This is a genomic window from Paenibacillus sp. FSL R7-0026, assembly GCF_038004485.1.
Taxonomy (GTDB): domain Bacteria; phylum Bacillota; class Bacilli; order Paenibacillales; family Paenibacillaceae; genus Paenibacillus; species Paenibacillus xylanexedens_A.
Map to the genome: position 1 here is coordinate 4,615,632 of NZ_JBBORG010000001.1, position 14,703 is coordinate 4,630,334.

Sequence of the window (14,703 nt, forward strand, 5' to 3'; positions counted from 1 at the left end):
ATCAACGATTTTCTGTCGCCTTCAACCACAAGGCATCTGTTAGTTGTTCGAACGTTTCACGCATAGCCAGCTTGTCCCGCCAGTGTGCCGGAATACCACTCAATCCATAATAAGCACCTGCGATCTGCCCATACACCGCACCTGTAGTGTCCGCATCATCACCCAGATTAACAGCTAACAACGCGCCTTCTTCAAAGCTTGATGACTTATGAAACGCCCATAGTGCTGCTTCAAGTGAACGAACCACATAACCACTGCCCTTAATTTCGGGAGGTTCTTTTCTCTGATAAGAACCCAAAACAACCTCTTCAATTGCAGGCGAAAAAGTAGGTTCTTCCCTCCATTGTCTGCATGTCTCCGTCATCAGCATGACGCTCTTGTTCGCTCCGCGCAGACCGGCAACAATTATGGCGGCCAGCACTTCACATGCTTCCACACTTTCCGTTGCAGCATGTGTTGTCCGGGAGCTCAGCCCGGCATAACGAACCGCCGCGTTTGGTTGATTAGCATAAGCCATCGCGACAGGTGCGAGCCTCATGATAGAGCCATTGCCCGCCGTCATCGGGTCAGTTGATCCGCTGTAGGCTTCTCCAGTTATCTCAAACCTCTCCAAGGCACTTCGCGTGGCCCCACCGATATCAAAGCAATCGCCTGTGCTGCTCATATACCCGACCTTGTACCAATTGGTGTATCTTCGCATCTGATCCGCAGGATCAAAGTCTGCCTTACGCACCAAACTTTCTGCCAGACACAGAGCCATGGATGTATCATCTGTCCACTGCCCTGCCTCCAGCCCGAATACACCGCCACCCACGATATCCGTTACGGGTTCAAATGTGCCCGGGCTGCTGAATTCCACGGTAGTTCCCAACGCATCACCCGCTGCAAGCCCGATGAAGCAACCATTGAAACGGTCCTTTTGCAACATGCTTGTCTTCCTCCCTTACTCCATATAATTTCAGAATCTTTCTTCCATTCTCCCACAGGGCCTGATCTGGCGTAAAGCTAATAAAATCCAATAAATTCAGCTCCATTTCTTCTATTATAAAAGTGTCGAAAGCTGTTGAACGGCCAGACTATCCAATTTTCATAAAAAAAGTTTTATTTTTTCGAGCTGTAAAAACAGTTTATTCAGTACACCGCTTACATGCAAAAGGGTTAACGGTTTGCAACGTTCATCATTTTCTGAAAACAAATCATACATGTGAAAATTTTCAATGTAAACAATCATGACGCGCTTGACCCTTCGGTTTGTCCTATGTTACGGTTCTATTAGCTTCAAACGCATATTTTTTCCCAAATTAATATTCATTTTCGGTTTGTTGCGTCAACTAATATCCCGCAGGTTAATGAATACAGGGAATGAATTTGCAGAAAATTTTCATTTTTCGTTTTATCCCCAAACTAATTCTGAAACAGGAGGAACAAATTTATGATTAAGGCACTGGTGTTTGATTTCGACGGAACGATTATTGATACAGAGACAGCATGGTATATTGCTTTTCGTGATGCTTACAAGGAACACGGCGTAGATTTAACCCTGGAGATGTATTCACAATGCATCGGTACCAGTCTGAAAACATTTAATCCGTATGAGTACCTCATCACAGATTTGAATCTTCCGATCGATCGGGAAGCGTTCAGGGAATCCGTTCAGTTGCAGCACGCTGCATTGATGAACAAAGAAAAGGTGCGTCCTGGTATTCAGGAATATCTTGAACAAGCACGTGAAGCCGGACTAAAACTGGCTGTAGCATCCAGCTCCAAACGGGAGTGGGTTGAACAGCATCTGGAACAACTGAAACTGAAAGATTATTTTGAAGTCATCCGTACCGCAGATGATGTTGCAAATGTGAAGCCTGACCCGGAACTCTATACTCAAGCGCTTGAAGCCCTTGGAGTAACTGCAGACGAAGCCGTAGCGATTGAGGATTCACCTAACGGCGCGCGTGCAGCTGCTGCGGCTGGTATGCACTGCGTAGTCATCTCGAATACCATCACAGGAACACTGGAATTCGATATGCCTCACCAACGGCTGTCTTGCTTGACCGACCTTGCATTTAACGATTTGATTTCGAAGCCACTCGTCACTACCGTCTAAGGTCTGCACGAATTTCGCGATTTAATCCTTAAAGGGGGAGTTCACACATGAAAGCTGTACATTTTGGTGCGGGCAATATAGGCCGCGGTTTTATCGGTCATATGTTGTCCGCTTCCGACTACGAAGTCTGCTTTGTCGCACGTAACCCGAAGAAAATCTCCATGCTTCAAGAGAGACAGGAATATCCGATTACACTTGCCAATAGAGATCAGGACACTACGATTGTCAACAACGTGACGGCTATCAATGTGAGTGAGCAGAATCTCGTTGCTGAAGAGATCGCTTCAGCCGATGTGATCACAACCGCGGTGGGTGTATCTGCACTCGGAGATATCGCCGAACCTATCGCCAAAGGCATTCAACTTCGCATGAAAAATAATAATCAGGCTCCACTGCATATTATCGCTTGCGAAAATGCCATCGGTGGTAGCACCAGGTTGAAGAAACGCATCTATCCATTTTTGGATGAACAAACTCGCAAAAAAGCCGAACGTTATGTTTCTTTCCCCAATGCAGCTGTGGACCGGATTGTTCCGGCTCAAAACCACAAAGACCCGCTGCAGGTCACTGTTGAACCTTTTTACGAATGGGTCGTTCATCGTCCAGCACTTCTGGATGGATTTAAGAAAATAGATGGCGTCCATTATGTGGATTCGCTTGAACCTTATATTGAGCGTAAAATGTTTACGGTCAATACAGGCCACTGTGTCGCCGCTTACTTCGGCTATCTCGAAGGATTCAAGACGATCCGCCAGGTGATGAGTAACTCTACCCTGCGGGCCAAAGTGCGCCATGTTATGGAAGAGACCGGTCAGATGCTCATCCAGAAGCACGGATTCAACGCTCAGAAGCATAACAAATATATCGACACCATACTGGAACGCTTCGCCAATCCCAACCTGACGGATCAGGTCACCCGGGTTGGACGTTCCCCCCTTCGCAAGCTTTCGCCTCATGATCGGCTTGTTCGCCCAGCGATGCAGGCCCGTGAATTCGGAATTGAAATTCCTCATTTAACTTCTGCTATGGCGGCCGCAATGCTGTTTAATGACAAACGCGACGAGGAAGCCATGAAGCTACAACACATGATTAGCGAAGATGGCGTCTCCGCCTTCATCCGTGAACGCATGGGAATTCCCGACGAACATCCCGTTCATCAGAATGTAATCGCCCGTTATCAAGAACTCAGAGGGCGCAAGGAATCGACTATACTAACCTGAGTAACGATCAGGGCATGGGTTCGATCCTGCAAACTGAATAGAAGCACGGCCAAGAAGCCGGGAGGAACCTATGCAGCTGCATCGCTCCTTCCGGCTATTTGTCTATGCACGGCACGGTACATTCTATCTATATTGTAGTAACTTTAATAAAACAGCGCATCTCCTCTCTCAAGGAAACACGCTGTTTAGGGAATCTTTTTAATTTACTACATCGTTTGGCTTAGCCGAGTGTCTCATCCCTTTTCTACTCATTCATAATGGAATTGAGGGATGCATATGCCATTGGCAGGAAACCTTCCGAAGGTTCACCAATAGGTGCTTGGATGTGGAAAATGAAACCATTACCGTCCAGTTCTTTCACGATAAAATACTCTGTTTTCTTATCATTCTGGGACATCATGTATAATCTTGCATCCTTCATCGGGCCGTTGCTGAGTTGTTCAGCCGTTAACTGCTTCACTTCTCCGGTCTCGGACACCTCTTCCTTGGCATCCATCTTCAGTGCATCCAGATTGTAATTCGCCGGCAGCTTCTCAATCTCTACCTCATAATCCGGATCAATCTTCATTGTTAATTCATGGTCTTCGGCGTCAAAAGCCATCGGTTCAAACACATAAAGTGAATAACCTTTCGCTTGTGCCAATGTCACTGGGCGTTTCTCGGTCATTCCTTCTACCGTCACTTCCAGCTCTGATGTCTTCGGACGATCGGACGTTACTGTACCGCCTGCATTGGAACCGTTATTGTCATCACTCGATTCAATCTTTGCAATCTCTGTAAGTACCAACTGTTTCGTTGTTGCATCAATCGTTTTCTCTACATATTTGAAACGAACGGAATCTTCGTCATCGATATCATCCAGAGACTTCTGCAGATCTTCGCTCACCTGGAATGACATCGGCTTCTCATTCACTCGAATCTCAACGGTATGCGGATCAGCCCATCCAGTCAGAATACCTTCTGCTTCTATTGCAGCACTTTCATTTGGTTGTTGCTCCGGTGCTGGTGACTGTTCTTCCGTATTATTCACTGGTGGCTGTGCAGCAGGATTACTGTTCCCACAGGCCACAAGCGAGAATCCCATAAGTAAAACCAGGAGTGATGCACTGACTTTCATTGTATTTCCTTTTCGCATATGAACACCTCCGTTAGCTTATACGCAATGATGCTTGTCCATGTTGCTTCTCATCCATTGGCTTGGCTGTATACTAGTACTTACACGGGAGACAGGCAGCTCAATCATGCAAAATGTCTGAATGGTTGCTCAGATCCTCTGCTCAGCTGGCCTGATCCAGCTGTACCAGTTTGGCATTGGCTCCGTTAAACGCTTTTGTCTGGAGGTTAAATTGCTTTCGGAATTCAGCAAGCTTCGCATATTCGCTATTCCGTACCCGAATGGCTCGCTTAATCTTAACCAGATTAGGTTCTGCATGTTCTCTCATCAGATCATACAACTGCTCATCGGCACTCAGACTCAACTGATACGAAGCAATAAAATTTTCCAATGCACGTGCTCTTGCTTCATATTGATCCAGCACCTTTTCAGCCTGTGCCAACGTTTCTTCTTTTTCAAATGATAGTTCTTTCAATGAACTGCGCAGGGCCACCGTCTTCTCGTTGGTCTGTTTCATGGCCTCTTCCGCCTGTTTCAACAACGTTCTTCGTTCATGAATATGACCTACTGCCTGATCCAGCAGTGCTTCGAGATCACTGTTTTTGTTCTTGCCTTTGTCTAAAATAGACTTGTATAACTTCATATCTTCCTGCTCATGACTGGTCAGCGTCTTCAAACTCTGATCGATCTCCTGACCGCTGAGCACCAATTGGTTTATCTGATTTGCCGCAGGCTCCTGCGGATCTCCACAACCACTCACCAGCAGAATTAGCAATACACTAACTGCCGCAAGCGCCACTTTTTTACTCGTTAGCACCCAAGTCCTTCCTCTCTTGCATCATCTTGTTGTTATATTACAAGCGGGTATCTCCGCTAAAATTGGCTACCCAGTGTGCATCCGGATCGTATACTTCGAACTCGTAACCCCGATCTTCGAGTAACTTCAGAATGCGTGGTAAAGCCTGCACCGTCTGCTCCCGCTCATGCATCAGAATCACTTCCTTATCCCGATGTACACTTTTGCTCACCCGGGCCACAATCTTGTCCGGCTGACCGGGAAGATTCCAATCGAGTGAATCTGTCGTCCAGTCCCACATCTTGAATCCGGCCGCTGCAATGTCACCTCTGAACTTTTCACCGATCTGTGGACTGCTGCCATAAGGTGCACGAATAAGATGAGGCGTAAAACCAATCAGGTCTTGCACCATCTTCTGCTCTTTCTTGAACTCTTTCACAAAGTTCGCAGAGCTGCCACTCTTATAGAGCTTTTTATAGTTATGCGTCATGCTGTGAAGCCCAGGATAACTGCCTTCCTTCAACAGCCGTTTCACTGCTTCCGGATGCTGATTCAACTGACGTCCGATCATAAAAAAGGTAGCTTTCGCCTCATGCTGCTTCAATATATCCAGCAGTTGTTCTGTATATTCAGTTGGCCCATCATCAAACGTTATGTAAGCCAATTTGCGAACCTGGCCCTGGAACCGTGCCGGCTCCTCCTTCGCATCAGGGGTAACTTGTATCATGCCAAGCTTGGCCGGCTGTTCGATTACAGTAATCGGAGGCGGCGCCACAACGCTTTTGATCCAATGCGTCATGCCAAAGAATACATATGTAATACCGGTAACGAACAGTACCAGGAGCATTAGAGCTATGATTACCCTTCCATACCGGATTTTTCTTCGTTTATGTGTTTTCGTGCGACTTGTGCTAGGCGGAATACTGCCACGTTCTCCCGCTCTCTCTTGTTGAACTCTCACTGTCATGCCACTTCCTTACTTTCATTTTTTCCCGATTATTGGTATATTATCTCGTTTCATGTCTCTATATAGAAGATTAATAGAAAAATGGATCGGGAGAATGACAGAATAGTTACAAGCCCGGTTACAATCTACTTATCTCTTCGTTCTCTTTATCTTTCCTGCGGTTGTCTTCTCCTGTATAATGAAGTGATTTACGCTATCAGACTTCAAGAAGGAGCTACACCCATGACAAGCTTGAACCGTGCCGGCAGATCCATCTATCTGTTATTCTTTGTCGGCATTATCGCCATTTCTTTTTCTTCGATCTTTGTACGCTGGTCTACCGCAGATGTTGCGGTCATTGCCATGTACCGTCTATTTTTGACCAATCTGCTAATGCTCCCGTTTGTCTGGAAATACAGACATGAGATGATGCGTCTGAGCTTACGGCAGTGGGGCTTGCTGCTTGCATCCGGTGTGATGCTGTCCCTTCATTTTCTGCTCTGGATGGGTTCGCTGCGGCTCACCAGTGTTGCCAGTTCCACAGTTATTCTCGCGCTGGAGCCTATACTGATTCTTGCCGGTTCGGTATGGCTGTTCAAAGCCAAAATTAACCGCATGATGATCATCGGCATGGGCATCGCCCTGCTTGGATCAATCGTCATTGGCGCAGGAGATTTCCAGTTGGCAGGTACTGCTCTGCAAGGTGATGTCCTGTCTTTGCTTGGCACAATCGCAGTCGCCGTTCATATGCTGCTGGGTCAATTTTTGCGTGCGGGACTTAGTGCATTTTCGTATAACTTCTGGGTGTTCTTCGTAGCCGCTTGCACGCTGGCGGTATATAATCTGATCATGGGCCACCCGTTCGGAGGTTACGCTGCGTCAGAGTGGGGAATCTTCCTGCTGCTCGCCATTGTGCCAACGATCTTTGGACATTATCTCTTCAACTGGCTGCTTCAATATATGAATGCCACGACGGTATCCATGGGCGTACTGGGGGAACCCGTATTTTCTTCATTGCTGGCCTGGATGCTGCTCGGCGAATCCCTCAGTGCATTACAGATGTCTGCCGGGGTTGTCATTATATTCGGGGTATGGATCTTCATTCGATATGGCAAAACCAAACCTCAACCCATTCCTGCTGATGCTCCTATCGCTGGCAAAGGGCCTGTTGAACCTACAACGGTATAACGTATTTTTTCGTAAATCATAGTAATAAAAGACTCTACCACTCTCATAAGGCGGTGTATTTTGATGAAAAATATTGTATCCATGCGCTGGCTGCTCGCCAGAATGTATGAACCGGATGTAGTTATTGCAGATTGCCGATTCTTGCTCGGTCAGCCGGAGGCTGGAAGACAAGCCTATGAAGCTGGACATATTCCAGGAGCTGTCTATCTCGATTTGGAAAAAGACCTGTCTTCTCCTGTATCAGCGCACGGAGGACGTCATCCGCTTCCTGATCCAGCTGTGCTCGCAAGTCGTCTCTCCAAAGCTGGCATCGGCTCCAATAGTCGTATTGTTGCTTATGACGATCAGGGCGGCATGAATGCATCTCGTCTTTGGTGGCTGCTTCGCTATATCGGTCATGAACAGGTATATATCATGGACGAAGGTTTCTCCGCTTGGCAAAACGCCAAGTTCCCGGTGACCACGGATGTGCCAGTTCAGATCCCCTCTTCCTTTGATGTGAACGTACAGCCAGCCATGCTGGCAAGTGTTGAGGATGTGCAACAAGCCTCGGCAAGTGGCAGCTCTGTGTTAATTGACTCTCGCGATGCTCGCCGCTATGCGGGTCTGGAGGAACCGATTGATGCCAAGGCCGGACATATTCCGGGTGCGGTGAATTATTTTTGGAAAGATGTGTTGGATTGGGATGGACGTTGGACAGATACTGGGGTGTTAGAAGAGCGTTTCAGTAAGCTGGACAAGGATGGTGCGATTATCGTGTACTGCGGATCAGGCGTGTCGGCTTGCCCGAACGTGATTGCACTGGAAGAAGCGGGATATACGAATGTGAAGCTGTATTCCGGGAGCTGGAGCGACTGGATTAGTTATGAGGAGAATCCGGTGGCGACGGGGGAAGAAGACTAATTTTTATTCAGAATACGGAGCTACTTGAATCGTCGAGCCTTGTTTGGCTTGCTAAGGAATATCGCTTTATACTTCAATATCGCCACAATTGCTCTGGCTGCACTCGTACTGCAATTTAATCTTCAGCAAAAGGTACCAAGATATTAATATCTTTTGTAGTTATGTTAGTTGCAATTTGAGGAAAAAGTGAAGAACCTGTCTGAATTGACTTCGGCTTCTCCAACCCATTTTCATAACGGGCTGGAGAAGCCGAATATACGAATTTAAAGCTGTATATCATTAGCTAGTGTTTGAGCCATCGTAACATGTCCGCTTTTTAATGTTTATCCAGAGGGACAGTTAAATTCGACTAAATCAAAGGCCATACATTATGCGAATCAGGATACATAGCTTCAAAAAGCTGGCTCATTTGTATTATAAGCGATTACTTCTCATTTCTAATGATGGCTCTTAATACTTCGCGGTTTGGGAGAAAATCAATCTAAATCAGAAATAGTTTTATTCAATAAGTTGGCTATTTGGAGACGTCTCTGAAAAAATTAATGAGCTTTCAATGAGATTCTTTATTTTTTTTCGCTGTTCTTCAATTACTATGACCTCTTTTGAAAGTTCATTGAAAAAAGAATCATGACTTTTGACTCCTAACATTATTAAATATGAAGCTCCTTCAGATAGGCTGTTTACATGTCCACTTGTCATTAAATCATCGATAATATTCATAACATCATCTGAAATAGGAATTGGAACGACATTTTTTCTAATTTCTTTATTTAGATCATTTTTTTGAGCTAATAAACGCTGAGCAGCCTCTTCGGTAAGTAATTTTTTTTGTATAAGACCTTCAAGCATAGTTTCATCAATCGGAACTCCAATTTGCATTTTACGTTCAAGCTTTTCTTCCGTAGCTTTTTGAATATCCATTTTTTCACACTCCCTCACATCGACATTACATTATTACACATAATTTATAAAGTCATTAGGTCGCGTTTCTCCCCCAAAAATCGAGTGAAGTTCTTCGCAAGTTGATTCCTGTGTTGTTTGTTCCTATAGCACGAAAAGAAAACATTTTATTGCTATCGGACCGTAATCCCAATTCAGCATTTCATAGTTGCACACCACACTTACCTCATGTAGGACATATGTCTCCTTTTCTACGAAAACGATTAAAAAATCTTTATAATCCACACAAAATGTTCGATATACAACAAATGAACATCCGCATATCCCATGTATGCATCCTGAAATCTACCTCAGAAATGTGGCACGGGAGAACAGAACAATACATATAACAGGTGGTTAGGAAACAGAGAAAGTTCTGTCTGGTTGAAAGGCAGGAACTAACAAAGGAGAGAAGATATGAAGGGACGAACGAGTCACAAACGAAACACACGCAGCATCTGCGTGCACTTGCTGTTATCCATGCTATTGTTGGTCAGCAGCTTGCAGCTATGGCCTAGCAAGGCAGCAAACGCTGCTGCAGAAGAGTCATATCTCTTATCCCTGAACAGACCGGTGTATAGCTCCTCATCCCTTGGTGGGAATACAGCCGATCATGCCGTGGATGGCAACAAAAATACCCGATGGGAAAGTGTGTGGCAACAGGACCCTCAGTGGATCTATGTTGATCTGGGTGCAGTTGCTTCCATCTCCAACATCTCGATTGAGTGGGAAAATGCCTATGCTTCCGCCTTCGACCTTGAAGTGTCGGATGACGAAGTCAACTGGAAGCAAGTGTACTCCACAACGAAGGGTCTAGGCGGTCTGACAGAAGTGGAGGTTTCCGTCAATGCACGATATGTGCGTTTGTTCAGTCATGAACGGGCGCAGCAAGCCTATGGTATTTCTCTGTACGCGTTCGATGTGTATGGAACGGGTGGAGCAAACCCACCTCCAAAACCAACTGCCGCCAACCTTGCTCTTGGTAAATCGGTTATAGCGTCGTCGGAAGAGATTGACGAACCTAGCCGCTCCGCCGAAGACAAGGCCAAGATGGAGAAGCGCGATTATGAAGCGCGCAATGTGACAGATGGCGATCCAGGTACACGCTGGTCTTCCATATACAAGGATCAGGAATGGATTGTTGTGGACCTTGGTCAACGTCAGGAAATCGGAGAAATTTCTCTGCAATGGGAAAATGCGTTTGGACGTGCTTACGACATTCAGGTATCCGACGACGCAAAGCAATGGACTACGCTGTATCGGGAGTTACACAGCAATGGAGGACGGGATGAAATTCCTGTATATTCAGAAGCCAGATATGTCAAGCTCGCAGGTCATGGCCGAGGTACAACCAACGGTTATTCACTCTATGCCTTTGATGTATATGAGTATATTCAAGGAGATGAAAAACCGGTCTACACCATTCCGTCTATCCCGGAGATGAGCTCGGCACAAGTCGGAGCTGGCAGTTATGCCATTAATGACATCACGATGCTGCAGCCGAAAAACCCTAAAAATCGCACAGCTGACATCACCGCCCCGATTCCATCCAATGACTGGTGGCAATCGATTCTCGTCTCGGATTTAGGAGATGGAAACAGTCTGGTCACGCTCCCATTCAAAAATCGATACACCAAACAGGGGCTTCATATTTTGAATCCTGGTGCTGGATACGTTTCTGCTGATGGCAACTCGATGGATGCAGACGGTGAAGCAGACCTCATCCTGACAACAAGCGATATGAACCCAGCCAAGGTCAATACCAAGATCGCAGGATACGGGGATTACTCCGCTAACATCATCATGAGTGATGATGACACGGCAAAGGTCAATACAACCTTTGTAAAAGGCTCCCCTTTCCTGTACAACACGTTTGAGAACCCGGACACCATCCTGATTCGTTCACCGAACATTACACGTCTCTTTGATGATCAAAACCGTGAGATTGTGTTGCAGGATGGGGAATCATGGACAGGAGATCATATCGGTGTAGAAGTCACCAATCAGGACAGAGCGCCTTCGCCGCAAACTTTTACAAGAAACTATGGTCTTTATGCACCTGAAGGAACCACATTTATAAAGCTGGGCAATACACTTAAGATTAAGCTGGGATCAAGCGAAAATTATTTGTCGCTCGCTACCCTGCCATCTGCATCAGAATTAGCATACTATTACCAACACGCCTATGCTTTTGTAACGGATACGAAGGTCGATTACGACTATAACGAGAGCACTTCACAAGTTACAACGACCTTTAACTCCGTTACACAAACGAAGCGTGCCAACTTTTCCGCCGACACATTAATGGCTTTGTTCCCGCACCAGTGGAAACTTGCAACAACTCCACTCACGGAGCTCGCTTATCCTTCTATTCGTGGAATGATGAAAGTGAGCGAAGGCAACAGCTTTACGACACAGGATCGTTTCTACGGCATTATTCCGCAATTTGTGGAGCCGGATGATCCGACATACTCACGCGCGCAATTAATCAGTTATCTGGATCAGCTTGATGCAGATACGTCAGGCAATTTAATGAGCGAAGATCCCTACTGGCAGGGGAAAAAGCTTCATCCGCTTGCACTAGGTGTGCTCATTAGCGATCAGCTTGGAGATCAGGAACGCCGGGACCACTACCTGTCCCTGTTAAGAAGCATTTTGACCGACTGGTACACCTATTCACCTGATGAACGTCTGCACTCCTATTATTTCTATTACTCGGAGCAATGGGGAACAATCTTCCCTTATGGAAGCGGGTTCGGGGTCAATACCGGACTGACGGATCATCATTTTACGTATGGCTATTACGTCTTTGCATCTGCGGTGCTGGCTATGTATGATCCAACTTTTGTACAGGATTATGGCGATATGGTTGAACTGCTGATCCGGGATTATGCCAATCCTTCACACACAGACGATCAATTCCCATGGATGCGTAATTTTGATCCTTATTCTGGTCATTCCTGGGCGGGCGGTTATGCCGACAATCGCAGCGGAAACAATCAGGAAGCTGCAGGCGAAGCTCTGTTCAGTTGGGTCGGACAATATATGTGGGGCGAAGTAACGGGGAAGAAAGCCTATCGCGATGCAGGCATCTGGGGCTTCGTCACCGAGGAAAAAGCGGCCGAGCAATATTGGTTCAACTACGATGGGGACAACTGGCTGGAAGGATACAAACACGCTACCGTAGGGCATGTATACGGCAGTGCTTACCTGTATGGCACGTACTTCTCCAACGAGGCCGAGCATATTTATGGCATTCACTGGCTGCCGCCCGCAGAGTGGATGACCTATTATGGTCGTGATCCGAAGAATACCGCGGCACTATACAAAGGTCTGATCAAGGATCTTGGTGGTCAGCAGGAGCACACATGGCAGCACATCATCTGGCCATTCCAATCCATCGGGGACCCGGAGACTGCTCTTGCAAAGTGGGATACAAAAGAGATGCAGCAAAACGAAGTCTTTAACGCCTACTGGTTCATGCATAGCATGGCATCCACAGGAACACGTACCATGGATATTTGGGCAGATTCTCCCGCAGCAACCGTATACGAAAAGGACGGTGTCTACACGGCGCAAATCTGGAATCCGTCAGACACCGCCAAAACGGTTCGTTTTTATAATGCAAGCGGAGCTTTGGGTTCAACTACCGTCTATGCGAAAGCTCAAGTGAAAGTCAATCCATTGGAGCATACAGTAGTCAAGCAGCCAGATGCCTCACAAGGCGTCACCTATCTGGATCGCAGCGAATGGACGATTACCGCCTCTTCCAGTTCGGAAGCAGTCGAACGCATGATTGACGGAGATTTGACTACCCGCTGGTCATCTGGACAAACGCAACAGCCTGGAGACTGGCTCCATATTGATCTGGGCAACGAGCAGATGATGGACACACTTTTCATGAACTCCGGCAACAGCGGAGGTGATTATGCCCACGGGTATGAAGTTTACGTTTCGAAGGACGATGAAAACTGGAGTAAGCCAATTGCACAGGGAACAGGCTCATCTCCAAGCCTGTCCGTCGATTTGGGTATGCAGACGGCGCGTTATATCAAAATTGTATTGACTGCTCCCGCAGACAGTTGGTGGTCCATCTCGGAACTCAAGCTCGCCCGATTTGGAAAATTGCCTCAGACCCCTGAGTATCCAAATCCAGCTCCGTCGTCCGATCGCTCAAACTGGATCGTGACCGCTTCCTCCACGCAAGGAACGGATGTCACGGCTCACATGCTTGATGGAAATAAAGACACAATATGGACGAACGGGCGAAAGCAAACGAGCGGACAGTGGATTACGATTGATCTTGGGGAAACGAGTGCTTTTGACGCAGTAGAGCTGGACCCGGGGAACGCGAAGGATGACTATCCGCGGCAATATCGCATTTTCGTTTCCGATGACGGGCAAAACTGGGGAACCTCTATTGCTGGAGGCGAAGGCGTGTCAGGACGTCTCTCCATCACCTTCCCTGAGCAGCAGGCTCGTTATGTGAAGATCATGCAGATGGGTGAATCCGATCAATGGTGGTCGGTCTCCGAGCTATTTGTTAATCACTATGGAACAGGAAAACAAAAACGTCTGCTTTCAGATGCATGGTCCGTCACAGCGTCTTCCGATGAGGAAGCTGCAACGGTGATACTGGATGGCTCGAACCAAACACGCTGGACTTCCGGTCAGGCACAAACAGGCGGTGAGTGGCTTCAACTGGATCTGGGCAATTCAGAGACAGTGAACCGGATTGTATTGGATAGTGCACACAACAGTGAGGATTATGCTCGCGGTTATGAAGTATACACCTCTCTGGATGGCATGGATTGGGGTAAAGCTGTGGCTACGGGTGAAGGGAAAAATGCCTTGCTCTTCATTTCATTCCCTGCTCATGAGGCCCGCTATATCAAAATAGTTCAGACCGGAACGGATTCTCACTGGTGGTCTGTAGCTGAAATCGCAGTTTATACTGCCGATCAGACACCATGGACACCCGGGGAACAGGATGATCTGCTGCCTACCGAACTGGATCGGACATCTTGGACAGCTACAGCTTCCACGTCTGAAGACGTTGGTGCACTGCTGGATGATGATCTGAACTCACGCTGGACCTCTGCATCCGGACAACAAGCAGACCAGTGGATTCAGATCGATCTGGGAAGCATTCAGAATTTCAGCCGGTTAACTATGGACTCAGGCAGCAGTACCAATGACTATGCCCGCAGTTTTACAATCGTCACTTCAACGGATGGCGAGCATTGGAATTCGGTTTCAGAAGCTGTGGGAACAGATTCTTTAATCTCAGCGACATTCACCAACCAGAAGGCACGATATGTCAAAATTGCTTTGACTACGGACAATGCTGAGTGGTGGTGGTCTATTGCTGAATTGAAGCTGTACCATTGATACGAAAATTAAAAAACCATCAATTTTACGCAACATTAAAAAATCATTAATCTAAGGAATTAAATATCGTTCATCCAGCCACCTCTCTCCCTCAATTTTGCGGGA

General features: G+C 46.8%; 10 protein-coding genes. 5 read left to right on the plus strand and 5 right to left on the minus strand.

Translation table 11 applies throughout. The annotated features are described in order from the left end of the window. Position 1: 1 nt before the first annotated feature. Complete coding sequence (locus MKY44_RS20340) at positions 2-928, minus strand: ADP-ribosylglycohydrolase family protein (RefSeq protein WP_341008295.1); 927 nt, start codon at positions 926-928, stop codon at positions 2-4. A gap of 504 nt (positions 929-1,432) precedes the next feature. On the opposite strand from MKY44_RS20340, the gene MKY44_RS20345 reads away from it, so the two are divergent. Together MKY44_RS20345 and MKY44_RS20350 are read left to right on the plus strand one after the other, a co-directional pair. Beyond that, positions 1,433-2,101: an HAD family hydrolase gene (locus tag MKY44_RS20345; protein ID WP_091013734.1), complete on the plus strand. Its 669-nt coding sequence runs from the start codon at positions 1,433-1,435 to the stop codon at positions 2,099-2,101. 47 nt (positions 2,102-2,148) lie between these two features. Next, positions 2,149-3,321, plus strand: coding sequence for a mannitol-1-phosphate 5-dehydrogenase (locus MKY44_RS20350; RefSeq protein ID WP_341008296.1), 1,173 nt, complete (start codon positions 2,149-2,151; stop codon positions 3,319-3,321). Between the two features lie 244 nt (positions 3,322-3,565). On the opposite strand, the gene MKY44_RS20355 is transcribed toward MKY44_RS20350, so the two are convergent. From MKY44_RS20355 to MKY44_RS20365, 3 genes are all read right to left on the minus strand, one after another. Next, positions 3,566-4,456: a hypothetical protein gene (locus MKY44_RS20355; protein WP_341008297.1), complete on the minus strand. Its 891-nt coding sequence runs from the start codon at positions 4,454-4,456 to the stop codon at positions 3,566-3,568. A gap of 142 nt (positions 4,457-4,598) precedes the next feature. Beyond that, entirely contained in the window at positions 4,599-5,252 is a 654-nt protein-coding gene (locus tag MKY44_RS20360; protein WP_341008299.1) for a YkyA family protein, read from the minus strand. 37 nt (positions 5,253-5,289) lie between these two features. Then, positions 5,290-6,192: a polysaccharide deacetylase family protein gene (locus MKY44_RS20365; RefSeq protein ID WP_235193735.1), complete on the minus strand. Its 903-nt coding sequence runs from the start codon at positions 6,190-6,192 to the stop codon at positions 5,290-5,292. Positions 6,193-6,420: 228 nt separating this feature from the next. Here MKY44_RS20365 and MKY44_RS20370 point away from each other — a divergent pair, with 228 nt between their 5' ends. Then, the gene (locus MKY44_RS20370; RefSeq protein ID WP_341008301.1) at positions 6,421-7,365 is read left to right on the plus strand and encodes a DMT family transporter; all 945 of its coding nucleotides are present in this window, start codon (positions 6,421-6,423) and stop codon (positions 7,363-7,365) included. 63 nt (positions 7,366-7,428) lie between these two features. Beyond that, positions 7,429-8,268: a sulfurtransferase gene (locus tag MKY44_RS20375; RefSeq protein ID WP_341008302.1), complete on the plus strand. Its 840-nt coding sequence runs from the start codon at positions 7,429-7,431 to the stop codon at positions 8,266-8,268. A gap of 498 nt (positions 8,269-8,766) precedes the next feature. Here the strand turns inward: MKY44_RS20375 and MKY44_RS20380 are convergent, their stop codons facing one another. Continuing rightward, complete coding sequence (locus MKY44_RS20380) at positions 8,767-9,189, minus strand: hypothetical protein (protein WP_341008304.1); 423 nt, start codon at positions 9,187-9,189, stop codon at positions 8,767-8,769. A 435-nt stretch (positions 9,190-9,624) separates the two neighbouring features. Here MKY44_RS20380 and MKY44_RS20385 point away from each other — a divergent pair, with 435 nt between their 5' ends. Further along, positions 9,625-14,598, plus strand: coding sequence for a discoidin domain-containing protein (locus MKY44_RS20385; protein ID WP_341008305.1), 4,974 nt, complete (start codon positions 9,625-9,627; stop codon positions 14,596-14,598). Positions 14,599-14,703: the final 105 nt, after the last annotated feature.